This window comes from Vibrio sp. 1F169 (assembly GCF_041439605.1).
In the GTDB taxonomy this organism is placed as follows: domain Bacteria; phylum Pseudomonadota; class Gammaproteobacteria; order Enterobacterales; family Vibrionaceae; genus Vibrio; species Vibrio tasmaniensis_A.
Genome location: NZ_JBGOOI010000019.1, coordinates 1 through 26,967 on the forward strand (window position 1 = coordinate 1; position 26,967 = coordinate 26,967).

28 protein-coding genes are annotated in these 26,967 nt (G+C 44.1%); 16 read left to right on the forward strand and 12 right to left on the reverse strand.

All coding sequences use genetic code 11. The features are described 5' to 3' along the window. Positions 1 to 96: 96 nt before the first annotated feature. The 5 genes from ACED53_RS09940 to tsaA all read right to left on the reverse strand — a co-directional run bounded on the left by ACED53_RS09940 (position 97) and on the right by tsaA (position 4,090). Positions 97 to 288 (reverse strand): DUF4250 domain-containing protein, encoded by a 192-nt coding sequence (locus ACED53_RS09940; protein ID WP_009847437.1) that lies wholly within the window; start codon positions 286 to 288, stop codon positions 97 to 99. A gap of 1 nt (position 289) precedes the next feature. After that, positions 290 to 493 (reverse strand): YaeP family protein, encoded by a 204-nt coding sequence (locus ACED53_RS09945; RefSeq protein WP_009847436.1) that lies wholly within the window; start codon positions 491 to 493, stop codon positions 290 to 292. A 206-nt stretch (positions 494 to 699) separates the two neighbouring features. Continuing rightward, complete coding sequence (locus ACED53_RS09950; RefSeq protein WP_017100778.1) at positions 700 to 1,389, reverse strand: tellurite resistance TerB family protein; 690 nt, start codon at positions 1,387 to 1,389, stop codon at positions 700 to 702. Between the two features lie 188 nt (positions 1,390 to 1,577). Continuing rightward, complete coding sequence (locus ACED53_RS09955; RefSeq protein ID WP_017100779.1) at positions 1,578 to 3,293, reverse strand: proline--tRNA ligase; 1,716 nt, start codon at positions 3,291 to 3,293, stop codon at positions 1,578 to 1,580. Between the two features lie 101 nt (positions 3,294 to 3,394). Further along, the gene (gene tsaA / locus ACED53_RS09960; protein ID WP_017100780.1) at positions 3,395 to 4,090 is read right to left on the reverse strand and encodes a tRNA (N6-threonylcarbamoyladenosine(37)-N6)-methyltransferase TrmO; all 696 of its coding nucleotides are present in this window, start codon (positions 4,088 to 4,090) and stop codon (positions 3,395 to 3,397) included. Positions 4,091 to 4,214: 124 nt separating this feature from the next. On the opposite strand from tsaA, the gene ACED53_RS09965 reads away from it, so the two are divergent. The 3 genes from ACED53_RS09965 to ACED53_RS09975 all read left to right on the forward strand — a co-directional run bounded on the left by ACED53_RS09965 (position 4,215) and on the right by ACED53_RS09975 (position 6,576). Continuing rightward, the gene (locus ACED53_RS09965; protein WP_009847432.1) at positions 4,215 to 4,475 is read left to right on the forward strand and encodes a type B 50S ribosomal protein L31; all 261 of its coding nucleotides are present in this window, start codon (positions 4,215 to 4,217) and stop codon (positions 4,473 to 4,475) included. Position 4,476: 1 nt separating this feature from the next. Beyond that, positions 4,477 to 4,602, forward strand: coding sequence for a type B 50S ribosomal protein L36 (ykgO, locus tag ACED53_RS09970; RefSeq protein ID WP_009847431.1), 126 nt, complete (start codon positions 4,477 to 4,479; stop codon positions 4,600 to 4,602). Positions 4,603 to 4,989: 387 nt separating this feature from the next. Beyond that, the gene (locus tag ACED53_RS09975) at positions 4,990 to 6,576 is read left to right on the forward strand and encodes an AbgT family transporter (RefSeq protein ID WP_009847430.1); all 1,587 of its coding nucleotides are present in this window, start codon (positions 4,990 to 4,992) and stop codon (positions 6,574 to 6,576) included. A gap of 277 nt (positions 6,577 to 6,853) precedes the next feature. Here ACED53_RS09975 and ACED53_RS09980 read toward each other — a convergent pair whose 3' ends face one another. Both ACED53_RS09980 and ACED53_RS09985 read right to left on the reverse strand, forming a co-directional pair. Then, on the reverse strand, positions 6,854 to 7,297 hold the full coding sequence (locus ACED53_RS09980) for a YaiI/YqxD family protein (RefSeq protein WP_009847429.1): 444 nt from the start codon (positions 7,295 to 7,297) through the stop codon (positions 6,854 to 6,856). A gap of 86 nt (positions 7,298 to 7,383) precedes the next feature. Beyond that, positions 7,384 to 7,671, reverse strand: coding sequence for a hypothetical protein (locus ACED53_RS09985; RefSeq protein WP_069591668.1), 288 nt, complete (start codon positions 7,669 to 7,671; stop codon positions 7,384 to 7,386). Between the two features lie 768 nt (positions 7,672 to 8,439). On the opposite strand from ACED53_RS09985, the gene ACED53_RS09990 reads away from it, so the two are divergent. After that, positions 8,440 to 8,958, forward strand: a complete 519-nt coding sequence (locus tag ACED53_RS09990) for a GNAT family N-acetyltransferase (RefSeq protein ID WP_017100782.1) — start codon at positions 8,440 to 8,442, stop codon at positions 8,956 to 8,958. Here ACED53_RS09990 and ACED53_RS09995 read toward each other — a convergent pair. Both ACED53_RS09995 and ACED53_RS10000 read right to left on the reverse strand, forming a co-directional pair. After that, entirely contained in the window at positions 8,924 to 9,232 is a 309-nt protein-coding gene (locus tag ACED53_RS09995; protein ID WP_017100783.1) for a DUF3301 domain-containing protein, read from the reverse strand. The two genes, ACED53_RS09990 and ACED53_RS09995, sit on opposite strands and share 35 nt — an antisense overlap. Before the next feature lie 113 nt (positions 9,233 to 9,345). Then, positions 9,346 to 10,386, reverse strand: a complete 1,041-nt coding sequence (locus ACED53_RS10000) for a DUF3549 family protein (RefSeq protein ID WP_017100784.1) — start codon at positions 10,384 to 10,386, stop codon at positions 9,346 to 9,348. Between the two features lie 87 nt (positions 10,387 to 10,473). Here ACED53_RS10000 and ACED53_RS10005 point away from each other — a divergent pair, with 87 nt between their 5' ends. Both ACED53_RS10005 and truC read left to right on the forward strand, forming a co-directional pair. Further along, entirely contained in the window at positions 10,474 to 10,788 is a 315-nt protein-coding gene (locus ACED53_RS10005) for a YqcC family protein (protein WP_017100785.1), read from the forward strand. Continuing rightward, positions 10,788 to 11,537 (forward strand): tRNA pseudouridine(65) synthase TruC, encoded by a 750-nt coding sequence (truC, locus tag ACED53_RS10010; protein ID WP_029225463.1) that lies wholly within the window; start codon positions 10,788 to 10,790, stop codon positions 11,535 to 11,537. The genes ACED53_RS10005 and truC overlap by 1 nt, the downstream gene beginning before the upstream one ends. Positions 11,538 to 11,698: 161 nt before the next feature. On the opposite strand, the gene ACED53_RS10015 is transcribed toward truC, so the two are convergent. The 3 genes from ACED53_RS10015 to map all read right to left on the reverse strand — a co-directional run bounded on the left by ACED53_RS10015 (position 11,699) and on the right by map (position 15,940). Further along, the gene (locus tag ACED53_RS10015; protein ID WP_004734354.1) at positions 11,699 to 12,082 is read right to left on the reverse strand and encodes a DUF3461 family protein; all 384 of its coding nucleotides are present in this window, start codon (positions 12,080 to 12,082) and stop codon (positions 11,699 to 11,701) included. A gap of 218 nt (positions 12,083 to 12,300) precedes the next feature. Next, entirely contained in the window at positions 12,301 to 14,922 is a 2,622-nt protein-coding gene (glnD, locus tag ACED53_RS10020) for a bifunctional uridylyltransferase/uridylyl-removing protein GlnD (protein ID WP_017100787.1), read from the reverse strand. A 139-nt stretch (positions 14,923 to 15,061) separates the two neighbouring features. After that, complete coding sequence (gene map, locus ACED53_RS10025) at positions 15,062 to 15,940, reverse strand: type I methionyl aminopeptidase (RefSeq protein ID WP_017100788.1); 879 nt, start codon at positions 15,938 to 15,940, stop codon at positions 15,062 to 15,064. Between the two features lie 457 nt (positions 15,941 to 16,397). On the opposite strand from map, the gene rpsB reads away from it, so the two are divergent. From rpsB to ACED53_RS10075, 10 genes are all read left to right on the forward strand, one after another. After that, positions 16,398 to 17,129: a 30S ribosomal protein S2 gene (rpsB, locus tag ACED53_RS10030; RefSeq protein ID WP_009847420.1), complete on the forward strand. Its 732-nt coding sequence runs from the start codon at positions 16,398 to 16,400 to the stop codon at positions 17,127 to 17,129. Positions 17,130 to 17,266: 137 nt separating this feature from the next. Continuing rightward, the gene (gene tsf / locus ACED53_RS10035; RefSeq protein ID WP_009847419.1) at positions 17,267 to 18,112 is read left to right on the forward strand and encodes a translation elongation factor Ts; all 846 of its coding nucleotides are present in this window, start codon (positions 17,267 to 17,269) and stop codon (positions 18,110 to 18,112) included. Positions 18,113 to 18,268: 156 nt separating this feature from the next. Beyond that, positions 18,269 to 19,000, forward strand: coding sequence for a UMP kinase (gene pyrH / locus ACED53_RS10040; RefSeq protein WP_009847418.1), 732 nt, complete (start codon positions 18,269 to 18,271; stop codon positions 18,998 to 19,000). Positions 19,001 to 19,098: 98 nt separating this feature from the next. Further along, the gene (gene frr, locus ACED53_RS10045; protein ID WP_009847417.1) at positions 19,099 to 19,656 is read left to right on the forward strand and encodes a ribosome recycling factor; all 558 of its coding nucleotides are present in this window, start codon (positions 19,099 to 19,101) and stop codon (positions 19,654 to 19,656) included. A 97-nt stretch (positions 19,657 to 19,753) separates the two neighbouring features. Beyond that, positions 19,754 to 20,506 carry an isoprenyl transferase gene (locus ACED53_RS10050; protein ID WP_009847415.1) on the forward strand — a complete coding sequence of 251 codons (753 nt, stop codon included), beginning with the start codon at positions 19,754 to 19,756 and terminating at the stop codon, positions 20,504 to 20,506. A 16-nt stretch (positions 20,507 to 20,522) separates the two neighbouring features. Next, on the forward strand, positions 20,523 to 21,365 hold the full coding sequence (locus ACED53_RS10055) for a phosphatidate cytidylyltransferase (protein WP_017100789.1): 843 nt from the start codon (positions 20,523 to 20,525) through the stop codon (positions 21,363 to 21,365). Between the two features lie 51 nt (positions 21,366 to 21,416). Next, the gene (ispC, locus tag ACED53_RS10060; protein ID WP_017100790.1) at positions 21,417 to 22,625 is read left to right on the forward strand and encodes a 1-deoxy-D-xylulose-5-phosphate reductoisomerase; all 1,209 of its coding nucleotides are present in this window, start codon (positions 21,417 to 21,419) and stop codon (positions 22,623 to 22,625) included. After that, a complete protein-coding gene (gene rseP, locus ACED53_RS10065; protein ID WP_017100791.1) occupies positions 22,622 to 23,980 on the forward strand; it encodes a sigma E protease regulator RseP in 1,359 nt (452 codons plus the stop codon). Before ispC ends, rseP begins: the two co-directional genes overlap by 4 nt. A gap of 48 nt (positions 23,981 to 24,028) precedes the next feature. Then, positions 24,029 to 26,434 carry an outer membrane protein assembly factor BamA gene (bamA, locus tag ACED53_RS10070; RefSeq protein WP_012604598.1) on the forward strand — a complete coding sequence of 802 codons (2,406 nt, stop codon included), beginning with the start codon at positions 24,029 to 24,031 and terminating at the stop codon, positions 26,432 to 26,434. A gap of 27 nt (positions 26,435 to 26,461) precedes the next feature. After that, the gene (locus tag ACED53_RS10075) at positions 26,462 to 26,962 is read left to right on the forward strand and encodes an OmpH family outer membrane protein (RefSeq protein WP_009847410.1); all 501 of its coding nucleotides are present in this window, start codon (positions 26,462 to 26,464) and stop codon (positions 26,960 to 26,962) included. Positions 26,963 to 26,967: the final 5 nt, after the last annotated feature.

Genomic DNA, 26,967 nt, shown 5'->3' on the forward strand with positions numbered 1-26,967 from the left:
CAGCTCGGAAGGATCCTTCAACCGATCACTTTGGCTTTAACTGATCGGCATTAAACACAGAGGTTGGTCTTTAAAATTTAAGTTTATTCTAAATGATTATCGAAACTGTTTTGCTTCCGGAAGAAACTCAAAACCGGCAGACGCAAGTTTTGCAGTCAATGCCGCTTTGTCGATTTCGTAGAAGTTGACCACTCGATCTAAATCACCGCCGAAGTCGTCACGCAGCTTCATGTTGACGATGCTCATCAACATCACAGGATCCATCTTTTCAAAGTTAGCGAGGTTCATATTAGTCCTCGAAATCTGAGATCAGTAGATTCGCTGCGGCAAATGCAGCACGATCTCTTGCTTCTTTAGGAAGAGATTCATCTGCAGCAAGGTCGTTCAATGTTTTTACCGCGCAGGTGATCGCTTTAGGGATATAGCCTTGGTCGCCACTGCCAATTTGAGAATACAGTTCACGCACCAAATCACAACAATCGTATACTTTCATTTTTATACCTAACCAAATGATAACTGATCTCAATATACACATAGAGATAAGCAAAAACAAAGTGGATCTGACTAAGTTCAGAGTTAGTTTGTTCTTGCTCAATATCTCATTCTGTTGATGCTCAATGTATCACTTTGCTAACTTGTTACTTAGCGTGATACTTGCGGTTTAGCGTGATATTTACTGATGCGCCTGATAATTACCGCTTAACTAGAGATCTGCTGTTCAAGCTGATGAGTGACTTCATCAGCTAAGTTGAGCTGCTTTGCTAACTCTTTGAGGTAAGCCTTCTCCATAAAGTTCTGCTCATCCGCTACAATCAAAGAGGCTAAGTAGATCTCACTCGCTTGTTGAGGTGACGTTGCTAATTGAGCAATTTCGCTTGGGTCGAGTGGCTTGTGCAATTCTTCAGACACCAATTTAGTCAGCTGATAATCTGCGCCCATGTTCTCGACGGCTTGTTCAATCTTAGCCATCTCTTCTTCATCAACATGCCCGTCAGCTTTGGACGCAGCAATCATCGATCTTAGAATCAGCACACTATGGTTTGAGTCGTTCTCATCAAATTGAGCTTGTTCGGAATTCGGTGCTTGGCCTTGTTTCGACTGATAGTCGTTATAGACCTTGTAAGCGAGTGCGCCAAGTGCCGCAGCGCCACCAATACCAGCGGCTTTCTTACCCATTTTATTGGTTTTCTTAGAGCCCATTAACGCACCTAAGAGTCCGCCGCCCACTGCGCCAGCGCCGAAGGCTCCGAGCGTGCTTTTGTTGATATTCTTACCACTGCCGCCTTGAGTTAGGCCACTTAAACTTGAAGAGCCTTGGGAAAGCTTCTGAGTACCTTGTTTAACGAGATCTGACTTAAGTGCTTGGTTAAGTAAGCTTTTGATATCCATCGATACCTCCAATGTAATCGTGTCTAAAGAGTTGATGAACCAATATACGGATTTAAAGATGAACAGGGGATTAACTTACGTTATTTACTCTACTGATAAATAGAAGGGTGTTTGAAGGGAAACGACAGGCACAAAAAAGGCCACCTGATGGCAGCCTTTCAATGTTTATCTAGTCAGTAATCGGATTACTAAGCTAGTTGAGCCTTAAGGTGCTCGATAACCGTGTCCATTGCGATAGCTTCTTTATCACCAGTACGACGGTTTTTGTATTCGAAGTTACCTTCGTCCATACTGCGATCGCCGATAACGATAGTGTGAGGGATACCCACTAGCTCGATATCTTTAAACATAACACCTGGGCGCTCTTTACGGTCATCAAATAGTACTTCGATTCCCATAGCCGTTAATTCAGCGTATAGCTTCTCAGCGGCTTCTTTAACGCGCTCAGATTTGTGCATGTTCATTGGTACGATAGCAACTTGGAATGGTGCTAGTGCGTCTGGCCAAGTGATACCGAATTTATCGTGGTTTTGCTCGATAGCAGATGCAACAACACGTGAAACACCGATACCGTAACAACCCATTTCTAGGATTACGCTCTTACCATCAGGACCAAGCACGTTACAGTTCATTGCTTTAGAGTAAGTATTACCTAGTTGGAAGATGTGACCAACTTCGATACCGCGCTTAAGTTGGATGGTACCTTGACCACATGGGCTTAGGTCGCCTTCAACTACGTTACGTAGGTCTTCAACTTGAGCAAGCTCAACGTCACGACCCCAGTTAATACCGAAGTAGTGCTTACCGTCTACGTTTGCACCAGCACCGAAGTCGCTCATTACAGCAACAGAGCGGTCAACGATGAATGGTAGCTCTAGACCAACAGGGCCAAGTGAACCAGGACCTGCACCAACAAGTGCACGGATTTCTTCTTCAGAAGCCATCTCTAGTGGAGCAGCAACCTGTGGAAGGTTCTCTGCTTTCACTTCGTTAAGCTCGTGGTCGCCACGGATGATTAGCGCGATGATGTCTGCATTTACTTCATCAGAAGCTTTAACGAATAGAGTCTTAACGGTCTTCTCGATTGCTAGACCGTGTTGCTCTACAAGTTCTGCGATTGTTTTTGCGTTTGGCGTATCAACCAGTTCCATCTCTTGAGTTGGCGCTGCCGCTTCAGTCGTTGGAGCTAGTGCTTCTGCTTTCTCGATGTTCGCTGCGTAATCAGATTCTGAAGAGAATGCGATTAGGTCTTCGCCGCTTTCAGCAAGAACGTGGAACTCTTGAGAGCCGCTGCCACCGATTGCGCCAGAGTCTGCTAATACTGGACGGTACTCAAGGCCCATGCGGTCAAATGCTTTACAGTAAGCATCGTGCATCGCTTGGTAAGACTTTTCTAAGCCTTCTTTATCGATATCAAAGCTGTACGCATCCATCATAGAGAATTCACGAGCACGCATTACGCCAAAACGAGGGCGGCGTTCATCACGGAATTTAGTCTGGATTTGGTACAGGTTTAGAGGTAGCTGTTTGTAAGAGCTGATCTCGTTACGTACTAGGCTCGTTACCACTTCTTCTGCTGTTGGGCTAAGAACAAATGGACGAGAATGACGGTCTGTGAAACGAAGTAGCTCAGGACCCATCTTTTCAGAACGGCCAGTCTCTTCCCAAAGCTCAAACGGTTGAACTACGGGCATCAAGATTTCAACGGCACCTGCATTATCGATCTCTTGGCGAACGATATTTTCGACTTTACGCAGTACACGTAGACCAGTAGGTAGCCAAGTATATAAACCTGAAGCTAGCTTACGGATCATACCTGCACGTAGCATCAGCTGGTGGCTGATAACTTCTGCGTCGTTTGGAGTCTCTTTCAGAGTAGAAAGAAGGTAGTTACTGGTACGCATTCTATGGTATCCGTTTCATCATTGATAAAAGAAAACTTGCTGTCGTTCGTAACCACAGCAAATCTGATATAGCCGCATATAATATCAGCCTATTTGGGATCTCAAAAGCGTTCAATGTCAGTTACATTGATGAAAAGCGTTTCAACCACGAATTTCACGTTAAGATCGAACAAATTTACCGCATATTCCTTGTTGTCAGGCTTACCTTTCTTATAGGCAGGGCGAGGATCTTGGCCTAATACTTCTTTGATCACCTGAATGATATGGCGTGCTTGTGGGTGGCTTGCGAGCTTACTTTGCGCTTGTTGCGAGAAGTTCACATCTAGCACTTCAGGTTCATCGGCGGCAAACCCCCCTAGTGCATCGGGAATTGAATCCGAGTAGGGGATATAAGGTTTGATGTCGATGATCGGTGTGCCGTCAACGAGATCAACACTGCCCAAGTCCAACCAAGTTTGTCCCTTTTCTTGAGATACCCCTTTGAGTTCAACTGCAGACATGCCTATTCCATTCGGTCTGAATGTGGCACGAGACGCGAATACACCAATACGTTCGTTCCCGCCAAGGCGAGGTGGCCTCACGGTTGGTTTCCATCCTGCTTCAAGGTTCTTATCGAACAAAAACAACAACCACACATGGCTAAATTGTTCAATATCACGAACAGACTCAAGGCAGTTCGCTGCTTCAACTAGCCTGACTCTTGAGGTAGAAGTGGGTACTAACCTAGGCTGTCTTGGCACAGCGAACTTCTCTTTATAAGGAGACTCAATAAAGCCAACAGGTTCAATGGTGTACATAGCAAGGTGTTCTCTGGTTTCAGTTAAGACGGAAAAATATCATAAAATCACTTGTTTTTCTTTTGATAATAATTATCATTTGATGTGTTATAACATATCAAATTAGTTGTTTAAGGGAAATACAATGAAACCGAATATCCACCCTGATTACCGCCCCGTGGTTTTTCATGACACCAGTGTCGATGAGTACTTCTTAATCGGATCAACATTGAAAACAGATCGCACTATCGAATGGGAAGACGGAAATACTTATCCTTACTTCACGATTGAGGTGTCGTCAAAGTCGCATCCTTTCTATACGGGTAAACAGCGAGTGCTACATAAAGAGGGACGCGTTGCGAACTTCACTCGTCGTTTTGGTCAATTAGGTAAGGGAGCGAAATAGAATGAAAGTTGTGAAATCACTGAAAAGTGCGAAAAGCCGTCACCCAGATTGCCAAATAGTAAAGCGTAGAGGCCGTCTCTATGTCATCTGTAAATCCAACCCGAGATTCAAAGCGGTTCAAAAATAGTCAGTCAATTTGATGTGACATGAGTGTAAAAACGAGGGGAAAGTCAAACTTCATTCATTTGTCTGTTTTTCTTTTCCTTCGAGAGGAACTTTGTAGGAGAATATGTGCTCACTTAGCGTACGTTGTTTCTTATTTGTCACTTTATCAATAGCTTACAAGCGCAAGCATAAACCGAATGAATGCATCCGTACCAATTATAAACCTAACTTTCATACTTTAATTGGAGTTATTTGCTAATTTTTTGTTTTTATTAAGTTAAAAAGAATGGTTTGTTACACACTTTGTAACATTTGCGATTTCTAATTGACCCTTTTGTCGAGTAATCTGCGCGGGCAATTTAAACATCTTTGTCACAATTGCACAGGAATCACTACAAGGAGGGAACTGATGAGTTCATCAGCTTCAATAAAAAACAATTCGCCTAAAAAACCTATTTTTACTCGCTTTTTAGATGGCGTTGAATATTTGGGGAACCTATTACCCCACCCAATCACTCTTTTCGCAATCTTCTGCTTAGCAATCCTCGTTACTTCAGGTATTGCTGGTTACTTCGAAGTGTCTGTTATGGACCCTCGACCAGAAGGTGCTAAAGGTCGTGCTGCTGACGGCATGATCCACGTTGTAAGTCTGCTTAACGCAGAAGGTCTACAACTTATTGTGACTAACTTAGTTAAGAACTTTGTTGGTTTTGCTCCACTAGGTACTGTACTTGTTGCTATGCTTGGTGTAGCGATTGCTGAACACTCAGGTCTACTATCTGCTGCAATGCGTGGCATGGTAATGGGTGCTTCTAAGCGTATGGTTACAGTAACGGTTGTGTTTGCAGGTATTATCTCTAACACAGCATCAGAGCTTGGCTATGTGGTACTTATTCCACTAGCAGCAATGCTTTTCCATTCTTTAGGTCGTCACCCTCTTGCTGGTCTTGCTGCGGCATTCGCTGGTGTGTCAGGTGGTTACTCTGCAAACCTACTTATCGGTACGGTTGACCCACTGCTTTCTGGTATTACAGAAACAGCGGCACAGATGATTGACCCGTCTTACACGGTTGGTCCTGAGTCAAACTGGTACTTCATGTTTGTTTCTACTTTCTTCATCGCGATTACAGGTGCATTTGTAACTGAGAAGATTGTTGAACCTAAGTTGGGTAAATACAACGACGAAGAAGCTTCTGAAGATTTATCAAATGATTCGATGGGCAGACTGACGGATGTTGAGAAGAAAGGTCTAAAACTAGCAGGTATTGCTGTATTGGCTGTTTCTGCACTTCTAGCGTGGACTATCGTTCCAGCTGACGGTGTTCTACGTTCAGCGTCTGGTACGGTTTCGGGTTCTCCATTCCTGAAGAGTATTGTTGCGTTTATCTTTGTATTCTTCGCTATTCCTGGTTTTGTTTACGGTAAAGTTACCGGTTCAATGAAGAACGATCGTGACGTGATCAATGCGATGGCAACGTCTATGTCTTCAATGGGCATGTACATTGTTCTTGTATTCTTTGCTGCACAGTTTGTTGCTTTCTTTAAGTGGACTAACTTTGGTCAAGTAATCGCTGTTGGTGGCGCTAGCTTCTTACAAGATATCGGTCTTACTGGCCCAATGTTGTTCTTTGCATTTATCCTAATGTGTGGCTTCATTAACCTAATGATCGGTTCGGCTTCTGCTCAGTGGGCAGTAACAGCACCTATCTTTGTACCTATGCTAATGCTTGTTGGTTACGCACCAGAAACGATTCAAGCAGCTTACCGTATCGGTGATTCAACGACGAACATCATTACACCAATGATGAGCTACTTCGGTCTTATTCTTGCTGTAGCGACGCGTTACATGAAGAACCTTGGTATCGGTACTCTGATTGCTACAATGCTTCCATACTCAATCTGCTTTATGTTCGGTTGGAGTATCTTGTTCTACCTATGGGTGTTCGTATTTGGTCTTCCAGTAGGCCCAGGTGCAGCAACGTTCTACACGCCGTAGTAACGTTAGTACAAGTCATATTGTTAGATTTTAAAGCCTGCCTCGTGCAGGTTTTTTTTGATCGAAAGTATGGTGTACCAATCACGGAAAGTGATCTGAAAGAGTGTAGAAAATTGGGATGATTTAAAAAGAAGAGATGGTGACAAGATGGATCATCAATACTCCGTTAAAGTAGCACTTAGTATCAAGTGTTAAGTAACAAGAACGGAGTATGTCGACAAACATATCTACAGGTTCACGGTTATGGCTATGAACGAATATCAATGTTTCTTAATGATTAGCGCTTTGCTAGCAGGCGATCAAGGTGATTCGCGAACTCACGACGATCGGTCTGTGAGAGGGCGCTTGGTCCACCCGTTTGGATGCCGCTTGAACGCATGGTATCCATAAAGTCACGAATGTTCAGGCGCGCTTTGATGGTTTCTTTGGTGTAGAGCTCGCCACGAGAGCTAAGTGCTTGACCACCTTTGGTGATCACTTCATCGGCGAGAGGGATATCGGATGTAATCACGAGATCACCGGGTTCAGTGCGTTTTACGATTTCATCATCTGCAATATCAAATCCGCTTGGGACTTGAATTGAGTGAATGTTATTACGCTTGGGAACGGGAACCAAATGGTTCGCGACAAAGGTACATTCGACCCCTGTGCGCTCAGCTGCGCGTACGATTGTTTCTCGGATAACCTTGGGACAAGCGTCCGCATCAACCCATATTTTCATAGTGTTCTATTTCTCTGTTAGCTTATTGCTCAGTTAACTTATTGACCAGTTAATTTATTGCTCAGTTAACTTATTGACCAGTTAATTTATTGATCAGTTAACTTGGCTTCTAGCGTGGCAACGCGGGTGGTAAGTTCAAGGATTTGCTTTTCCAGTTGGCTAACACGATCGAGTGCTGGCTCTTCTTGTGTCGCGACTTCAACTTTAGGAACGCGATTCGCGCTTTTCCAGCTCTTGATGGTTGTGATTAAAGCGGGCATCGGAACCGATGTACTCATACGAGCTTTAACTAAAGCAACTGTAGGCTCTTTCCCTTGTGCTTGCAGTCCTTCAAGCACTGATTTTAACTCTTCAGACACATCTTTTGTCAGCATGTTGACCTCCATTTTTAGTCTTCAGCCATTTTACTCGCTCTGGTGAGTGATAGCGAATCATAAAACCGCCCATAGCTTGTGAGAGATCTCTTACAAAGGTTGTGAGATAACACGAATACATCGCTAGAGAGATTGAGGTGCATATGATTAAGTGATTGATTTTTCGTTGTTTTATATAATTAACAACTTTTATGAATTCAAAGTGTGATGCAAATCTATTGTCCCAAATCGTAAATCGCGTAAATTAAGCCTTGTCGGAAGGATTCTGACACGGAACAGGAAAGCACCAAGGATTTGGTTATCTTCAGGATGAAGATTTGGTTACTTAGGATTGAGTAGTCAAGCATGGAGCGTAAGGACATTGTAGGGATACAGTCAGTTAACAGGAAGTTAGCTGCAACGGAATGACAATGGACACCTTTAGGATTTAAAGGGTTGGATTAGCATCAGGACGATGTAAAGGACACCGCTCACGGAACAAGTGATGTGCGCTAACTAGGATTGTTAGCTTTCAGGATGATTGGACACCGCTAGGACGGCGAAGTAAAGGAAAGAGCTGAAGGATTACAGCCACTATTATGGATGATGCATGGAGCATTTATTAGTAGCCGGACTGCTGCGAGTAAGACCCTAGCCCTGACACTTCGGTGTCGGGGCTTTTCTTTATCTGAGACTTTTCTTCTCTCTAGGGGGCTCTTTAATTCAGGAGCTTTTATCTAAGATCGCGACATCTGCTTTTCTGCTAATGGTCAACACAAGGAGTGTTTTATGACGATAGCAACCTCAAGAACGCTGTTGGTACCTTATACCGAACAGCTACAACACGACTTTATCAAGTTGAATTGCTGCCCCGTTAATCGTTCTGAAATGAATGGGCCGCACTCTATTGCCTCTGCGAAGTTCTTATTTCAAGAGATACTGCAAGACAACGTCGGCTTCTGCCGCGCTATCATCCACAACCAAACCCGTGAATATCTTGGGCATGTCTTTATTTCATCAGAAGAGGGTAGGCATGCGCTTGGCTTTATTTTGGATAAAGAGTATTGGAATCGCGGCTTTGCTAGTGAGGTGCTAAAACCATTTTTAAGTTTGGTGTGTTTTGAAGAGCGCCTAACGAATGTTGTTGCGACTGTGAATGTCGGCCACAACCCATCGATTAAGTTATTAGAAAAACTAGGATTTGAATTTAAGGAAACCAAACAAGATTCGTTTGGCCCTTATCATGAATATAGCTATAACGCGCACTGCGACGTTACATTCTATGAGGCTGTAGCTCGAACCGCATAGAGCGGAAGCCGACCATGGTCAGTTTTCCTTGGTACAGGTCATCACCTAATGCCGAAAATTCAAAATGGTACACAGTATGCCAGCGCCAAATGGTCGTGAGTTCATGGCGCATCTTAAGTTTATGACCGTTGAAGGCAACGCTTAATAGCTGCAAGTCGAGCTCTTTACACTTTCTCGCAATGGCAGCTTTCGCAAGCTCGGATTGCCTGCGCTGCTGCCAAAACAGAAAACAAAAGAAGCACAGCATCAAAATAGCCAATAAGTTATCTATCATTTAATCCATACTTCCTTTTAATCACTCTATTCCAATCGTAATTTCCAATCGTAATTTGAGCTTGTGTTAACGAGCTACAGATCTAGCTCGCTTTTGAGTTAGTCGTCAGTCAATTATTGAGACTTAGCCGCTTGTTGTAACTCAATCAATGCATTTGCGAGTTCTGGTGATGGGTTCGAATTCAACAACGGCAAAAATACCATTCTTAGTGTCGGAATCATCACTAAATCTGCAAATAACTGATTGAACAGGTTTTGGTTGCCTGTTTGTGCGAGACGTAACAAGAATTGCTCGGCAATCGCTGGATCTTGTAGTGCGTGCCAGCTGCGACCAGCCAAACCAATCAATACTTCTTGGTGGCTTAAGCGCGGGCTAGCCAGAACTTGGTTAATTACGGCGTTGGTTGTGCTTTGCTCTGCGCCAGAAAGGGCACGTACCAGTGCCGACAGTAAGAACAGATCTGGCTCTTGACTGTTGATCTCATTTTCAGCCATCTCTTGTAAGCGTTGAGCGAGCTTGTCATTGATTTGCGTATGCTCAAGCGCCCCGAGAGTCGCGTATAGAGGTTCTGAAGGCAGCTTATTCAATGCTTTGCGAATCGCGACACCATTTTGTTGGCTGCCTGAGCGAGCGCACATATCAGTGATGCCTTGTAGGCCAACGGTTTTCCAGTTGTCCCAACCGAGTTCGCCAGTGAAGTAGTGTTGAGCGTGTTCGTAGTATTGGCTCGTCGCAAGGTCTAAACCTGCTCTTACTTGGCTATGGAACACGGCCATTTTGTCTTCTGAAGGCTTGAAGGTATATGGGTTGTTAGACAGCTTTTGTTGTTGCTCTTCGCTGATCTCACCGTTCAAACGTGTGCCCATCGCTTCGATAACAAACTTAAGGAAATTGCCGACATCACCTTGATGTAATAGGCCTCTTTCGTCCAGTTTGAATTTTAGGAACCAGATCCACGGTTGCTTGTGTTCGTTCCAGTAACTAATCGCTAAGTGAGCTTGTTTCTGAAGTGGAAATGGGTACGGCTGTTTCCCTTGCTCAACATCAGAGAATAAGGTGTTGTCGATCTTCTGAATACGACGACCTAGGTCGTAGATATCGTATTGGCAACCGCTATTCTTTAGTAACTGAGTGAGCGTGTGAATCGTTTCCATAGTAATAAAGCTCCTAACTTTCTTTCCTAAATAGATGGTACTCTATGCCCCAATTTCAAGGTCACTAGATAAATAACTTGGTGAAAAATGACAGCAGCCACAAAGTTACCTCTTTTACTTCAACAATTAGAACAACAAATGCGTCTATGTTCCCTATGGAGCACGCTTCCGCCTTCGGATGAAGCTCTGGCGAGCGTTGAACCTTTTGCTATTGATTCTCTACAGCCAGAAGAGTGGTTGCAGTGGATCTTTATCGTTAAGATCAACGCAATGATGGATGCCCAAATGAGCCTACCGAAAGGCTTTGCGATTCATCCTTATTTTGGTGAAGTGTGGAAAAATGAGGCAGACAAAGCTGAGCTGCTAGTGACGATTCAGAGCATTGATGAGGTATGCGCGTAATGTTAGAGATCATTTATCAAGATGAGTATTTTGTCGCGGTGAATAAGCCTGCGGGTATGCTAGTGCATCGCTCATGGTTGGATAAACACGAGACTCAGTTTGTGATGCAGACTCTGCGCGACCAAATTGGTCAGCACGTATTTCCTCTGCATCGCTTAGACCGTCCAACGTCTGGCGTATTGGTGTTTGCTCTGTCGAGTGAAGTTGCCTCTGAGGTGATGCCGATGTTCGCCAACCACGAGATGCAAAAAACCTATCATGCGATTGTGCGTGGTTGGATAGAAGAGGGCGATACGCTCGATTATGCGCTTAAGGTTGAGCTGGATAAGATCGCCGATAAGTTCGCGAAAGAAGATAAAGAACCACAAGAGGCCGTCACCATTTACGAGCCGTTAGCGAAAGTCGAAGTGCCGTATTCAACAGGCCGTTTTCCTACCAGTCGTTATTGCTTAGTTGAGATGATGCCAAAGACAGGACGTAAACATCAGCTGCGTCGTCACATGGCTCATCTAAGACATCCGATTGTAGGCGATACTTCACATGGTGATGGTAAGCATAACCGACTGTTCCGTGATGATTTAGACTCACACCGTCTGTTGCTGCATGCTTCTGAATTGCGCTTCATTCATCCTTTCACTAAAGAAGAATTGGTGATGAAGGCGAACTTAGATGAAACGTGGTTAAGGTTGTTTGAAACTTTTGAGTGGGATGCCCACTTAATCGATGCTCAAACTTGCTTGTCGAAGTAAGTCACGCGTGTTTAAGCAATCACGAGTCCAATTGAATAGAGAAAATAGAATAAAAACAAAGGGCTTATAGTGATATCAGCCCTTTTTGATGTCTGTGCGACCTTAACGACATAACTAATGTAGGTTAGTTATTAGTTATTAGCTAACAGTTAATCGCGGGATCATTTAAGTTTTTCTAGATCGGCTTCGATCTCTGCGATCTTGCTTGATACCACTTTTTCTAGATGGCGCAAGTCAGTAAGGATCTTCTGCTTCACATCCACCTCAGCCGTTGGCGTCGGTTTGGTGATCTTGTTGAGTTCATCAATCACAAGAGTGAGGTTGCGGTTAATCTCGGTCACTTCTTTGTATTGATTATTGCCGCCGCTAACAAGCACACTTTTTACTTGTCGCGGGTACTTAAACTTAACGCTTTTCGCGAACAGTTCACCTTTCTGCTTACGAAAGTAAATCTTCAGGATATCTTTGTGCGCTTCTTGGCGAAGGGAGTAACGTTCAATCTGTTTAGGTTCGTGGATACCTAAGCCAGTGAGGTTTGGATACATAAGCGACCTCTAGGTTATGAATGTAATACTTTTATGTAATTGACTTGATCAATGTAGCAGCCTAACGACGAGCTAGATAGTTGATATCTGTGAATTGATTGTAAGTTGTGGGCAAGATCGCTCTCTATCTTTGCCCACGCGTATTTGGCTATTAAAGCAGCTCCAAGAGCTAAACTTGTTTCCTAGTCACAACTTACTTCTAGCTCTAAATTAGCTTTCTAAGGTGCGAGTTCTGAAACGTGTTCGGTTAATCTTTCTCTTAAGGCTTGTTCTTGTTCTTCAGACAACCTTCCTCCCGCGTCACTGGTCAGAATAAACAAATCTTCTGCACGTTCGCCGATGGTGGTAATTTTAGCGCCGTGCAAATTGATGTCTAACTCAGCAAAGGTTGCGCCGACTTGAGCCAACAACCCCGGTGTATCAAGAGCTCTCAACTCCATCAAGGTGCGCTTCTTGCTCTTAGTTGGTAGGAACTCAACCCGAGTTTTTACCTTGAAATGCTGCAAGTTTCGAGGCGTGCGACGTGTCTTAATCTTAGTTGGACGGCCATCAGCTAGAACATGAGTTAGATGTTTCGCAACGGCTTTGTGTCTTGCTTCATCAATCGCTTCACCATGCTGATCAAGTACGATAAAGGTATCCAAAACGTGACCATCTTTACTGACCATGACCTGTGCGTCGTGAACGTTAAAGTTGCGTCTGTCGAGCTCGGCAACCACGGTCGCAAAAAGTGCCGCTTGGTCTTTACAGTAAACGAATACCTCTGTGCCGCCACGTGTCGCTTTTTGGCTGATAAGCACTAAAGGTTGACTCGGATCTTCTAAGCGAAGTAAGTGCTCACAGTGCCATGCGATTTGAGTGTGTGTATGACGCAAGAAATAGTCAGCTTTGAAACGCTGCCACAACACCTCAATCTCACGAGCCGTGAATCCTTCTTTACGCAGCAGTGCAGATGCCATTTGCTGGTTATGACGAATACGGTCTCTGACATCGACCGGGTTTTCTAAGCCGCGGCGCAGTGCGCGCTGCGTAGAATGGAACAGTTCTGCGAGTAGGGTACGTTTCCAGCTGTTCCATAGTTCTGGGTTGGTTGCACAGATATCGGCTACCGTTAGGCACACCAGCAGTTCTAACGACTCTTCGTCGCGTACTTTCTTGGCGAACTCTGTGATTACGTCCGGATCGTAGATATCACGGCGTTGAGCGGTCACTGACATTAACAGGTGGTTTTGTACTAGCCACGCGACTTGTTTGGCTTCCGGCTTTGATAGCCCGTGCTCAATACAGAAAGAGTAAGCTTCAACAGCGCCAATTTCTGAGTGGTCTCCGCCGCGGCCTTTACCGATGTCGTGGAAGATAGCCGCCAGAATCAACAGCTCTTTCTTTTGAACTCGTGGATACACTTCACAACAGATAGGGTGCTTATCGTGGTTCTCGATTTGGCCAAAGCGGTTGATGTGTTTGAGTAGGCGAATACTGTGTTCATCTACGGTGTAAACGTGAAAAAGATCAAACTGCATTTGACCAACAATTTGGCTCCACTGTGGCAAATAGGCCGATAGCACGCCCAATTTGTGCATCAAACTAAAGGCTTTGTGCAGTGCATTTGGGTGGCGAACCAAATCCATGAACTTGTCACGAGCTTCAGGAATGGTATGCAAAAAGCGATTCAATCGGCGACGTGCGGTTCGCAGTTGTCGCAATGTTGGTGGGCTTACCCCTTCGATAGAAGAGTCATTCGCGATATGGATAAACATATCGAGAATCGTTTCTGGTCTCGCTTGGAATAGAGCCGGCTTACGCGCTTCGATCAATGAACCTCGACGTTGGAAGTCGTTGTCGAGAATCTCGGCTTCTTGTGTTTGACCGCCATTGATGATCGCTTGATCGAACAACTTAAGCAGCATCTTATTGAGCTCAGCTACGCGGCGAAGTGTTCGATAGAACTCTTTCATCATCATCTCGACGCCACGGTTGCCTTCACCACTGTAACCTAGGTGTTCCGCTACCTGAGCTTGATGGGCAAATGTGAGACGGTTGTCGTAACGGCGCAGTTCAATGTGCAGTGCAAAGCGAACACGCCACAAGAAATCTTGGCACTCGACCAACTCACGATATTCAGCATCGGTTAGAAAGCCGTATTTGCTCATCTCCAATAAAGACGTTGCACCAAAATGTCGACGCGCAACCCAGCTCAGGGTGTGGATGTCTCTGAGCCCTCCCGGAGTCGATTTGATGTCCGGTTCTAAATTATAGGTGGTGTCGTGGTAGCGAGCATGACGCTCTCTCTGTTCTTGAATCTTGGCTTTGTAAAACGTCTCACTTGGCCAAAATGAATCGGAATGAATCTTTAGCTTCAGCTCTTGGAAGGTGTCTTCACTGCCACACAGTAAGCGCGACTCTTGCAGGTTAGTGGCAACGGTTAAATCATCGGTGCCGATCTCAAGACACTCTGCAATGGTACGCACCGCGTGGCCGACTTCGAGTTTCAAGTCCCAGAGTAGTGTAATGAATTGACTGACTTTTTCACCCAGTGCGGGTGGCAGTGTTTTTTGCGAGACAATGAGGATATCAATATCGGACAAAGGGTGTAGTTCACCACGGCCATAGCCTCCCACCGCAACAAGTGAAATATGAGGCAGTTTGTTGAATCCAAAATGCTCCCATAAACGATTGAGAAGCAAATCCATGTATTCGGAACGAAGCAGCACCAAATCGGTGACTGGATGATGATTCAGAAATTCATTTTTTTGATACTGCGTGAAGATTTCGAGCTGATTTTTTATTTCGCAGATTTCAATTTGTTCTTCATTGAACGTAAGGGGACATTGATAAGGCATAGTCTGCTATCCGTGCAAGCAAATGAGAATAGTAAACAATTTAACAGAAGCTGATGGAAAATCGAAATTGAGCGGATAAAAAAAATATCCTCGACAGGCGAGGATATTTTTAAAAGTCTGAGGTATTCAGCTTGTTGAACTAAGCATTCTTCATGATACGTGGGATCGTATCGTCGCTGCGTAGTGTTAGTACCTCACAACCAGTATCCGTTACAACCAGAGTGTGTTCCCACTGAGCTGAGTTCTTGCTGTCTGCTGTGTACACTGTCCAGCTATCTTCGTCATCTAGACGACAGCCAAACTTACCCGCATTGATCATTGGCTCGATTGTGAAACACATGCCTGCTTTCAGTACGGTACGGTCACTGTTTTTGTAGTGAACGACTTGTGGATCTTCGTGGAACTCAGAACCAATACCGTGGCCACAGTAATCTTTTACAATAGAGAATTTAGCGCGTGGATTGTTCTTGTTGTTTGTTTTGATGTACTTCTCAATAGCAGTACCGATTTGGCCAAGTTGAACACCTGGTTTAACCTGACGCATGCCTTCGTAAAGTGCTTCTTGAGCAACCATGCATAGACGTTTGTTTGCTGGTGAAACTTCACCCACAAGGAACATTTTAGATGTGTCACCATGGTAACCCTGCGGACGAGTGCTTAGGTCTGCATTTTCGTCATCAGGAACAATCACAGTGATGTCAACGTTTAGAATATCGCCATCTTTCAATACTGCAGGTTTGAATTGACCTGTGCTACCAGTCTCATCTTGTGATGCTGGAATACCATGACACACGATATGGTTGATAGACGTACAGATAGACTTAGGGAAACCGTGGTAATCAAGTGGTGCTGAGTATGCGCCTCTCTCTAGAGCGTACTCGTGACAGATTTGGTTAAGCTCTTCTGTCGTTGTACCTACTTGGATGTGAGGTTCAATCATCTCTAAAATTTCAGAAGCCAGCTTGCCGGCGACGCGCATTTTTTCAATTTCTTCAGCAGTTTTAATTTTTACAGCCATTGCATATCTCTTAATTTGGTAGCACCTAAGTGTGCATATTGGGGCTATTCTATCAGTGCAGCATTTTAGCGCAACATTCCCATATCCATACAATGCTGGTGGATACTACTTAACTTAAGCCGATATTGCGCTGTAAGACGATGCTGAATCGATTTGATTAGGCCGCGATTTATCGGTGAAATCCGCTAATAGGCTACAGTATAGCAGTCGCCATTTTTGGATTTTTTTCTAGCCATAGATAGACAAAATATGGTATAAAGCGCGCCGGACATCAGGACTGTTTTCTCCAATTGGCGAAACAAGCTTTGTGTCCACTAACTTATTTCTTTAAATCACACACATTCCGACACATGTTCCGGGGTGCCTCAACAACACAGATAACGGCTGAAAAGTGGTTAGTTGTTAGGGGTCGGATTCATGGGGGATGTGGAGGCCTAACCCCATAGAGGATTTTAAAATGGCAACTGTATCAATGCGCGATATGCTTAAAGCTGGTGTTCACTTCGGTCACCAAACTCGTTACTGGAACCCAAAAATGAAGCCATTCATCTTTGGTGCTCGTAACAAAGTACATATCATCAACCTAGAAAAAACTGTACCAATGTTCAACGACGCTCTAGCTGAAATCGCTAAAGTTGGCGAGAAGAAAGGTAAAGTTCTTTTTGTTGGTACTAAGCGCGCTGCATCTGAAGCTGTTAAAGAAGCTGCTATCAACAGCAACCAGTTCTACGTTAACAACCGCTGGTTAGGCGGTATGCTAACGAACTACAAAACTGTTCGTCAGTCTATCAAGCGTCTGAAAGAACTTGAAGCGCAAGCTCAAGACGGTACTTTCGACAAGCTTACTAAGAAAGAAGCTCTAATGCGCACTCGTGAAATGGAGAAGCTAGAGAAGTCTCTTGGTGGTATCAAGAACATGGGCGGCCTTCCAGACGCTCTATTCGTTATCGATGCTGATCACGAACACATCGCAGTTAAAGAAGCAAACAACCTAGGTATCCCAGTTTACGCTGTAGTTGATACTAACTCTAACCCAGACGGTGTTGACTTCGTTATCCCTGGTAACGATGATGCAATCCGTGCAGTACAGCTTTACCTAAACGCTGCTGCAGACGCGGTTAAAGAAGGTCGTAACAAAGATGTTGCTGCTGTAGCTGCTGAAAAAGACGGTTTTGTAGAAGCTGAATAATAGCGGCTCTGAGCCATATTTAGTTCATATTAAGCGGTCATAATCGATGGCTTAAGAACTGAATACAGTCAATATCAGGGGCCAATTAATTAGGCCCCTGTTTTTTATCTTTTTTAGAATTTACTGAGGAATAGAGAATGGCAACTGTAACTGCAGCTCTAGTTAAAGAACTTCGTGAACGCACAGCTGCGGGCATGATGGAATGTAAAAAAGCGCTTGTTGCTGCTGAAGGCGACATCGAGCTAGCAATTGAAAACATGCGTAAATCTGGCGCAGCGAAAGCAGCTAAAAAAGCTGGTAACGTTGCTGCTGAAGGCGCAATCATCATTAAAGAAGAAGCTGGCGTTGCTGCTCTTCTTGAAGTGAACTGCCAAACTGATTTCGTAGCTAAAGATGCAGGTTTCCTTGCATTCGCTAACGAAGTTGCTGAAGTTGCTCTAGCTGAACGTCTAGACATCGTTGCACTTCAAGCTAAGTTTGAAGACGCACGTATCGCTCTAGTAACTAAGATCGGTGAGAACATCAGCATCCGTCGTGTTGAGCTTGTTGAAGGTGTTGCACTAGCTTCTTACCGTCACGGCGAGAAAATCGGTGTTGTTGTTGCTGGTGAAGGCGAAGCTGAAACGCTTAAGCACATCGCTATGCACGTTGCTGCTTCTAAGCCTGAGTACGTTAACCCATCTGACGTACCTGCTGACGTAGTAGAAAAAGAAAAAGCTGTTCAAGTTGAAATCGCTATGAACGAAGGCAAACCACAAGAGATCGCTGAGAAAATGGTTATCGGCCGTATGAAGAAATTCACGGGCGAAGTATCTCTTACTGGTCAAGCTTTCATCATGGAACCTAAGAAAACTGTTGCTGACATTCTTAAAGAGAAAGGCGCATCAGTTACTACCTTCGTTCGTTTAGAAGTTGGTGAAGGTATCGAGAAAGCAGCTGAAATGAGCTTCGCAGACGAAGTTGCAGCGGTACAAAAAGGTTAATCCTTAGCGTATTGTTTGAAAAGAGACCGTGGCAAATGCTGCGGTCTTTTTATGAATAATGAATTATTTCCGGCTTTTAGCTGTTATGAATGCAAACTGAGCTCTTCAGTTTTTATCCATGACTGTTAATCATCAACTCTTTGGAAGGTAAGCTCCATGACTACGAACCCTAAACCAGCGTATCAACGTATTCTGTTAAAACTTAGCGGTGAAGCGCTACAAGGCGAAGAAGGTTTTGGTATTGACCCAACGATCCTTGATCGTATGGCTCAAGAAGTAAAAGAATTAGTTGAACTAGGCGTTCAAGTTGGTGTTGTTATCGGTGGTGGTAACCTTTTCCGTGGCGCAGGCCTAGCAGAAGCGGGTATGAACCGTGTTGTTGGTGACCATATGGGGATGCTTGCAACGGTAATGAACGGCCTTGCTATGCGTGACGCACTACACCGTGCTTACGTAAACGCACGTGTAATGTCAGCAATTCCTCTTAAAGGTGTATGTGACGACTACAACTGGGCAGATGCAATCAGCCAACTACGTCAAGGTCGTGTTGTGATCTTCTCTGCTGGTACTGGTAACCCATTCTTTACTACAGACTCTGCTGCATGTTTACGCGGTATCGAAATCGAAGCTGACGTAGTTCTAAAAGCAACAAAAGTAGATGGTGTATTTACTGCTGACCCAGTAGCAAACCCAGACGCAGAGTTGTATGATACGTTGTCTTACAACACAATTCTTGAGAAAGAATTGAAAGTAATGGACTTGGCCGCATTTACGCTAGCACGTGACCACAAAATGCCAATCCGTGTATTTAACATGAATAAGCCAGGCGCACTACGTCGCGTGGTTATGGGTGAAACTGAAGGTACATTAATCAGCGACGCTGACTAATTTTTCGGGCTTACTGAAGTATAATGCTTCGGTAAGCTTATCCTTATCACTCCAAATAAAAAGCTTTCTTGAAGAAAGAACATAATCAAGGTGAAATTGTGATTAACGAAATCAAAAAAGACGCTCAAGAGCGCATGGTAAAAAGTGTTGATGCACTAAAAAACAGCCTACAAAAAATCCGTACAGGCCGTGCTCACCCGAGCCTACTTTCTGGTCTTACTGTTGAGTACTACGGTGCACCAACGCCTTTGACTCAAGTAGCTAACGTTATTGCTGAAGACGCACGTACACTAGCAATTACAGTGTTTGATAAAACACTGACTCCTCTTGTTGAAAAAGCAATCATGACTTCTGACCTAGGCTTAAACCCTATGTCTGCAGGTACGGTTATTCGCGTTCCACTTCCACCGCTTACGGAAGAGCGTCGTAAAGACCTAGTTAAAATCGTTCGTGGCGAAGCTGAAGGTGGCCGTGTTGCTATTCGTAACATCCGTCGTGACGCGAATGGCGATCTAAAAGCGCTTCTTAAAGACAAAGAAATTTCAGAAGATGAAGATCGTAAAGCACAAGACGAAATTCAAAAGCTAACTGACGCTGCGGTTAAGAACGTAGACGAAGTTCTAGCAGTTAAAGAAAAAGAGTTGATGGAAGTTTAATTTTCCATATTCTTTCTTTCAGGAAAAACGCTGTACTCACGGTGCAGCGTTTTTTTATGCTATTCTGTTCGACTATTAGAATTTGATTCACTCTTTTATGCATAATTCTCAAGCGTTCACAGACTCTCTTCCTAAACACATTGCTATCATTATGGATGGTAATGGTCGCTGGGCAAAAGCTCAGGGTAAGCCTCGTGTCTTTGGTCATAAAAATGGCGTTCAAGCTGTTCGAAAAACCATATCTTCAGCAGCCAGACTTGGCATCAAAGCCGTAACTCTTTTTGCTTTTAGTAGTGAAAATTGGCGTCGTCCTGAAGAAGAAGTGGGTCTCTTGATGGAACTGTTTATTTCAGTGCTATCGAGTGAAGTAAAAAAGCTTCATAAAAATAATCTACAACTTCGTGTCATTGGTGATAAAAGTCGTTTTAATGAGCGACTACAAAAGAAAATAGAAGAAGCGGAAGCTTTGACTAGCACCAATACGGGTATGGTTATTAATATTGCGGCTAACTACGGCGGTAAGTGGGATATCCAGCAAGCGATGACTTCGATTGCTCAACAGGTTAAGTCTGGCGATATTAATGTAGAAGACATTGATGAAGCTATGATTACACAACACCTGACGATGGCAGATATTCCAGAAGTCGATCTACTTATCCGCACCAGTGGCGAGTGCCGCATTAGTAACTTTATGCTTTGGCAATTAGCTTACGCCGAAATGTATTTCACTGAACAATTCTGGCCAGACTTTAATGAAGATAGCTTAGTAGAAGCTGTGACTTGGTTTGTAAACCGCGAGCGTCGTTTTGGATGCACCGGTGAGCAAATTAAAGCTCTGATGGACAGTTAATAAGGATTTTTTTGGTTTGAAACAACGAATTATTACGGCGTTGATTTTAGCTCCCCTAGTTATTCTAGGTATTTTCGAGTTATCACTTCCCACGTTTATTCTTTCACTAGCAGTAATCTCGCTATTGGGTTTTTGGGAGTGGACTCAGTTTGTTGAAAGCAAATCACGTTATTTAGCGTTGATTCCAACAGTTGTGGTAAGTGCTGCAAGTTTTGCTTTTATACCTTTTGATGCATTTAGCCTTAATAACTTATCGGGTGCTCACTACGCCATTCTAACGATTGGTTCAATTTGGTGGGTAATCGCGAGTGGTATGGCAGTGACTTATCCTAAGTCTATGCCAGCATGGAAAGACTCATCCATTCTTCGTCACGCATTTGGCGTGCTGACTTTGCTACCATTCTTCTGGAGTGTGGTTATCCTGCGTGCTAACGGTATCGATGTTGATCCTTACCACGGCGCAAAATTGGTGATGTTCGTTTGCTTGCTTGTTTGGGCTGCGGACAGTGGTGCTTACTTTTCAGGAAAGAGCTTTGGCAAGCGCAAAATGGCCCCTGCGGTGAGTCCTAATAAAACGATTGAAGGTCTTATTGGTGGCATCATTACAGCAGTGTTCGTGGCCTGGATCTTTGCTGACTTGTTTGATATCCAATTCACAAGCCCTCTCCACATGATTGTTATTACTCTTGTGACCGTCGTTATTTCTGTTCTTGGTGATCTTGTTGAAAGCATGTTTAAACGTGTTTCTGGGGTGAAAGACAGCAGTAATCTGATTCCTGGTCATGGTGGTATACTTGATAGAATAGATAGCTTAACGGCTGCGTTCCCTGTCTTTGCTCTGCTTTATTTAGCATTCTAATAAAAAAGGGCAGTGATTCTGCCCTTTATTACATTTCTACGGTCATATGTGATGCGAAATCTAACTATCCTTGGCGCTACCGGCTCAATTGGTGCAAGTACACTAAAAGTCGTTGAACAAAACCCAGAACTCTATTCGGTTGTAGCAATGGCTGCAGGCTCGAATGTTGAAAAGATGCTGGCGTTAGTTGAAAAGTGGCAACCAAGCTATGTTGCTATGGCTTGCCCTGATGCAGCATCTAAGCTGACTGAAGTGGTGTCTGCGAATCACCCAAACATCAAAGTTCTTTCTGGCTCTGAAGGCATGTGTCAGGTCGCTTCTCTAGATGAAGTGGACACGGTAATGGCTGCTATTGTGGGTGCGGCAGGTTTGCTTCCTACGATGTCAGCGGTTAAGGCTGGTAAGCGCATCTTGCTGGCTAACAAAGAAGCGTTGGTGATGTCAGGGCAGTTATTTATCGACGCCGTAGAGAAGTACGGCGCTGAACTACTTCCTGTTGATAGTGAACACAATGCTATCTTTCAATGCTTGCCTCAAAACGTACAAACTAACCTAGGCCGTTGTGATTTAGAAGAGAACGGTATCAACCATATTCTTTTGACTGGTTCGGGTGGTCCTTTCCGTTATACGGACGTTGCAGAGCTAGAGTCGGTAACACCAGAACGAGCTATCGCACACCCAAACTGGTCAATGGGCCCTAAGATCTCTGTCGATTCAGCAACTATGATGAATAAAGGCTTAGAGTACATTGAGGCGAAATGGCTATTTAATGCCTCTCAAGAGCAACTCAAAGTTATTATCCACCCTCAGTCTGTGATTCATTCTATGGTTCAGTACAAGGATGGCTCGGTGCTCGCTCAAATGGGCGAACCCGATATGGCAACGCCAATCGCTTTGACGATGTCTTATCCTGAACGCACAGAAGCGGGTGTTAAGCCTCTGGATTTCACCAAAGTGGGCGAGCTTACCTTCTTAGAGCCCGATTTAACTCGTTACCCATGTTTGAGATTAGCCATTGAGGCGTGCTATTTGGGTCAGCATGCAACAACAGCGATTAATGCGGCAAACGAAATTGCAGTCGATGCTTTCTTGAACAATCAAGTGAAGTTTACCGATATTGCTATCATTAACGAGCATGTTATGAACAAAGTATGTGAACAACATAACTCTGAGGGCTTAGATAGCTTGGAAAGCCTTCTTGAGCTAGATAATATGTCTCGTCAAATAGCCATTCAATTTATTAAAGAGCAGCTAGCATGAGTGGAATTCTGTGGAACTTCGCATCTTTTATTGTAGCGCTTGGTATTCTGGTTGCTGTTCATGAGTTTGGACACTTCTGGGTTGCTCGTCGTTGTGGTGTGAAAGTAGAAAAATTCTCGATTGGTTTTGGTAAATCAATCTGGAGCAAGATCGGCCGTGATGGTACTGAATACAGCTTGTCAGTGATTCCGCTAGGCGGCTACGTTAAGATGCTCGATGGGCGTGTTGATGACCTTTCTGAAGACGAACAGCAATACGCTTTTGATAAGAAACCGTTGTGGAAACGAACGGCGATTGTGGGTGCAGGTCCAGCATTCAACTTTATATTTGCCGTGTTCGCATATTGGCTGGTTTTTTTGATTGGTGTTCCAGCGGTTAAGCCTGTGATTGGAGAGGTCACCCCGCAATCTATTGTTGCACAAGCCGGAATTGAAAGTGGAATGGAACTTAAATCTATTTCAGGAATCAAAACCGCAGATTGGGAATCAGTAAACTTGGGTTTGATATCACATATTGGTGATGAGTCCATGACTGTAACGGTTTCTTCTCAAGACGACATCGGCCTTGAACAACAGATAACATTGGATATTTCTGACTGGTCGTTCAACCCAGAAACTGAGTCAGCAATGACAACGCTTGGTTTTAGACCGTATTCTCCAGAGATATCGACAGTGCTCGCTCAAGTTATTGATGACGGTGCTGCCTATTCTGCAGGGCTAGAGTCTGGCGACAAAATTGTCGAAATTAATGGTCAGCCTATTGAACAGTGGAAGTCGGTTGTTGAATTAATCCGTTCACACCCAATGATGCCCTTGGACCTTGTCGTATTACGAAATGGTGTTGAGCGGTCATTGGTTATGACGCCGAATAGTCGCGAATTTTCTGATGGTTCTACAATCGGCTATGCGGGTATTGCTCCCGAAGTCGCAGAATGGCCAGAAGATTATCGCTTTGAGTTACAATTTGGTGTAATTGAGTCTGTAGGAAAAGCATTTGATAAAACAGGTCAAATCATAGGTTTGACGCTGACAATGCTTAAGAAGCTCATCGTTGGTGATGTTGGTTTAAACAACTTGAGTGGCCCAATTTCAATTGCTAAAGGCGCAGGGGCAACCGCCGATTACGGTTTGGTTTACTTCTTAGGTTTTTTAGCTCTGATTAGTGTTAACTTGGGTATTATTAATTTGGTTCCGCTGCCTATGCTTGATGGCGGACATTTGCTCTTTTTCGCTATTGAGGCCGTTACTCGTAAACCTGTACCTGAAAAAGTTCAAGAAATGGGATACAGAGTGGGAGGCGCAATCCTCTTCTCTTTGATGGCTCTGGCAATATTTAATGATTTTACTCGTCTGTGAATGGTTTCTCACAGGCATTGGTAGTAGCAAGGAATAATTAGAATAAGTATGGCGATTAAGCAAATTCTGTTCGCAAGTCTATTGGCCACTAGTGTGGCTGCGAACGGAGCACAAAACTTTGTAGTTCAAGATATCAAGATCGAAGGTTTACAGCGTGTTGCACTTGGTGCAGCTCTACTGAAAATGCCAGTACGTATTGGCGATGAAGTGGATGACGGCGATGTATCTGAGATCATTCGTGCACTGTATGCTTCAGGCAACTTTGAGGACGTTAAAGTCCTTCGCGATGATGATGTTTTAGTTGTTCAAGTCAAAGAACGACCGACCATCGCAAGCATCTCATTCTCAGGTAACAAGGCGATCAAAGAAGAACAACTTCAGCAGAACCTAGATGCATCTGGTGTTCGTGAAGGTGAAGCCCTTGACCGTACTACACTGAGTAACATTGAGAAGGGCCTTGAAGATTTTTACTACAGTGTTGGTAAGTACAACGCGACAGTGAAAGCCGTAGTGACGCCTCTGCCTCGTAACCGTTCTGACCTTAAGTTTGTGTTTACTGAGGGCGTGTCCGCTAAGATTCAGCAAATTAACTTTATCGGTAACGAAGTTTTCTCTGACGCTGATCTACTTAGTCGTTTCAACTTGAACGTTGATGTTGCATGGTGGAATTTCCTTGCGGATGAAAAATACCAGAAGCAAGTACTGGCTGGTGATATCGAAGCGTTGAAGTCTTACTACCTTGACCGTGGTTACCTTAAGTTTAAGGTAGATTCGACTCAGGTTGCGATCTCTCCTGATAAGAAAGGTGTTTACATCACGCTAGGCCTAGACGAAGGCGAAGCTTATACCGTTAAAGATGTCTCTTTCCGTGGTGAGCTTATCGGCCGCGAGGCTGACTTCGAAGCGTTAGTGCCATTCGAAGATGGCGATACATATAACGGTTCTTCTGTAACGTCTTTAGAAGAGAGCGTGAAACGAATTCTAGGCGAATCTGGCTATGCATACCCACAAGTTCGTACTATTCCTGAATTTGACGATGAGACCAAAGAAGTGTCGTTGGTTATCAATGTAGAAGCGGGCAGCCGTATCTACGTTCGTGATATTCGATTCACGGGTAACAACTCAACGAAAGATGAAGTACTGCGTCGTGAAATGCGTCAAATGGAAGGAAGCTGGCTGAACTCCAAGTCGATTGATACAGGTAAGAGCCGTCTTAACCGTTTAGGTTTTTTTGAAACGGTTGATGTGCAAACGGTACGTGTCCCTGGCAGTGAAGACCAAGTGGATCTGGTTTACAACGTTAAGGAAGCGAACTCGGGTAGCGTCAACTTCGGTGTTGGCTACGGTACTGAATCGGGTGTCAGCTTCCAGGTTGGTTTACAGCAAGATAACTTTGCAGGTTCTGGTAACCGTGTTGGCGTAAGCGCCATGATGAACGATTACCAAAAGAATGTGAGCTTAGACTACCGCGACCCATACTGGAACCTTGATGGCGTGAGTATGGGCGGCAAAATCTTCTACAACGAATTTGAAGCCTCTGAAGCGGGTATTGTCGATTATACCAACCAAAGTTATGGTACGAGCTTAACATGGGGTTTCCCTATGGATGAGCTGAACCGTCTCGAGTTTGGTTTTGGTTATACGCACAACAAGATCGGTAACGTTCCTACCTATATTCAAGTTGAACAGTTTGCGAGAAGTATTGACCAATACGGTGATGAGCATATCTTAACCGATGACTTCGATATCAATATCTCTTGGACGCGCAACAACCTTAACCGTGGCTTCTTCCCTACTGAAGGTAACCACCAACGTGCTTTCGCGAAAATGACAGTACCTGGTTCGGATGCTAAATACTTCAAAGCGCAATACGATGTAAAACATTACATTCCGTTGACTAAAAAGCATGAGTTCACACTATTGATGCGTGGTCGATTAGGCTATGGTAACGGTTATGGTCAAACGGATGGTAATGATAACTTGTTCCCATTCTACGAAAACTACTACGCGGGTGGTTTTACAACACTACGTGGTTTTGGTTCTAACTCAGCTGGTCCAAAAGCTGTTTACGGAAATAGCACGGGCAACAACCCGACGTACAATTCTGCGACCGATGATTCGGTTGGTGGTAATGCGGTTGCTTTGGCTAGCGTAGAGTTAATCGTACCAACACCGTTTGCTTCTGATGAAGCGCGCAGTCAGATTCGAACTAGCGTGTTCTTCGATATGGCAAGTGTATGGGATACCGAATTCGTAGACCGTGGCGCACCGAATAGCGGTCAACAGTACTACTACGATTACTCTGACCCAACAAATTACCGTTCATCTTATGGTGCCGCTCTTCAGTGGATGTCACCGATGGGACCATTGGTTTTCTCTCTAGCGAAACCAATCAAAATCTACGAAGGCGATGACGAAGAATTCTTCACATTCACCATTGGTAGAACTTTCTAATCTTTAAAGGACAATATTTTGAAAAATATGATTAAAGCAGCAGGTTTAGGCCTTGTAGTTCTTAGCTCTTCTTTCTTTGCAACAGCGGCTGAAGCTGCGCAAAAAGTGGGCTATGTAAATACTGCACAAGTATTCCAGGCTCTACCTCAGCGTGAAGTTGTTCTTCAAAAAATGCAGGAAGAGTTCAAAGATAAAGCTGCTGAGCTTCAAAGTATCCAAGCTGAAGCTAAGACTAAGATTGAAAAGCTTAAGCGTGATGGTGAGCTATTAGGGCCTGATGAAGTAGAGAAACTTCGTATTGAAGTCGGCCAACTAGACAGCAAATACAAAATCAAAGCTCAAGCACTAGAAAAAGCAAGCCAACGTCGTGAAGCACAAGAGAAGCAGAAGCTATTCAAAGTAATTCAAGATGCTGTAACTAAAGTTGCAGAGAAAGAAGGCTATGACATGATCGTTGATATTCAAGCTCTGCAGTACGGCAAACCAGAATACAACATCTCTGAAAAAGTAATTAAATCACTGAAATAAGTTTT

Excerpts from the sequence above, each read along its gene's own strand:
- ACED53_RS09940 (WP_009847437.1), bottom strand. The coding sequence starts at position 288 with ATGAACCTCGCTAACTTTGAAAAGATGGATCCTGTGATGTTGATGAGC.
- ACED53_RS09945 (WP_009847436.1), bottom strand. The coding sequence starts at position 493 with ATGAAAGTATACGATTGTTGTGATTTGGTGCGTGAACTGTATTCTCAA.
- ACED53_RS09950 (WP_017100778.1), bottom strand. The coding sequence starts at position 1,389 with ATGGATATCAAAAGCTTACTTAACCAAGCACTTAAGTCAGATCTCGTT.
- ACED53_RS09955 (WP_017100779.1), bottom strand. The coding sequence starts at position 3,293 with ATGCGTACCAGTAACTACCTTCTTTCTACTCTGAAAGAGACTCCAAAC.
- tsaA (WP_017100780.1), bottom strand. The coding sequence starts at position 4,090 with ATGTACACCATTGAACCTGTTGGCTTTATTGAGTCTCCTTATAAAGAG.
- ACED53_RS09965 (WP_009847432.1), top strand. The coding sequence starts at position 4,215 with ATGAAACCGAATATCCACCCTGATTACCGCCCCGTGGTTTTTCATGAC.
- ykgO (WP_009847431.1), top strand. The coding sequence starts at position 4,477 with ATGAAAGTTGTGAAATCACTGAAAAGTGCGAAAAGCCGTCACCCAGAT.
- ACED53_RS09975 (WP_009847430.1), top strand. The coding sequence starts at position 4,990 with ATGAGTTCATCAGCTTCAATAAAAAACAATTCGCCTAAAAAACCTATT.
- ACED53_RS09980 (WP_009847429.1), bottom strand. The coding sequence starts at position 7,297 with ATGAAAATATGGGTTGATGCGGACGCTTGTCCCAAGGTTATCCGAGAA.
- ACED53_RS09985 (WP_069591668.1), bottom strand. The coding sequence starts at position 7,671 with ATGCTGACAAAAGATGTGTCTGAAGAGTTAAAATCAGTGCTTGAAGGA.
- ACED53_RS09990 (WP_017100782.1), top strand. The coding sequence starts at position 8,440 with ATGACGATAGCAACCTCAAGAACGCTGTTGGTACCTTATACCGAACAG.
- ACED53_RS09995 (WP_017100783.1), bottom strand. The coding sequence starts at position 9,232 with ATGATAGATAACTTATTGGCTATTTTGATGCTGTGCTTCTTTTGTTTT.
- ACED53_RS10000 (WP_017100784.1), bottom strand. The coding sequence starts at position 10,386 with ATGGAAACGATTCACACGCTCACTCAGTTACTAAAGAATAGCGGTTGC.
- ACED53_RS10005 (WP_017100785.1), top strand. The coding sequence starts at position 10,474 with ATGACAGCAGCCACAAAGTTACCTCTTTTACTTCAACAATTAGAACAA.
- truC (WP_029225463.1), top strand. The coding sequence starts at position 10,788 with ATGTTAGAGATCATTTATCAAGATGAGTATTTTGTCGCGGTGAATAAG.
- ACED53_RS10015 (WP_004734354.1), bottom strand. The coding sequence starts at position 12,082 with ATGTATCCAAACCTCACTGGCTTAGGTATCCACGAACCTAAACAGATT.
- glnD (WP_017100787.1), bottom strand. The coding sequence starts at position 14,922 with ATGCCTTATCAATGTCCCCTTACGTTCAATGAAGAACAAATTGAAATC.
- map (WP_017100788.1), bottom strand. The coding sequence starts at position 15,940 with ATGGCTGTAAAAATTAAAACTGCTGAAGAAATTGAAAAAATGCGCGTC.
- rpsB (WP_009847420.1), top strand. The coding sequence starts at position 16,398 with ATGGCAACTGTATCAATGCGCGATATGCTTAAAGCTGGTGTTCACTTC.
- tsf (WP_009847419.1), top strand. The coding sequence starts at position 17,267 with ATGGCAACTGTAACTGCAGCTCTAGTTAAAGAACTTCGTGAACGCACA.
- pyrH (WP_009847418.1), top strand. The coding sequence starts at position 18,269 with ATGACTACGAACCCTAAACCAGCGTATCAACGTATTCTGTTAAAACTT.
- ACED53_RS10050 (WP_009847415.1), top strand. The coding sequence starts at position 19,754 with ATGCATAATTCTCAAGCGTTCACAGACTCTCTTCCTAAACACATTGCT.
- ispC (WP_017100790.1), top strand. The coding sequence starts at position 21,417 with ATGCGAAATCTAACTATCCTTGGCGCTACCGGCTCAATTGGTGCAAGT.
- rseP (WP_017100791.1), top strand. The coding sequence starts at position 22,622 with ATGAGTGGAATTCTGTGGAACTTCGCATCTTTTATTGTAGCGCTTGGT.
- bamA (WP_012604598.1), top strand. The coding sequence starts at position 24,029 with ATGGCGATTAAGCAAATTCTGTTCGCAAGTCTATTGGCCACTAGTGTG.
- ACED53_RS10075 (WP_009847410.1), top strand. The coding sequence starts at position 26,462 with ATGATTAAAGCAGCAGGTTTAGGCCTTGTAGTTCTTAGCTCTTCTTTC.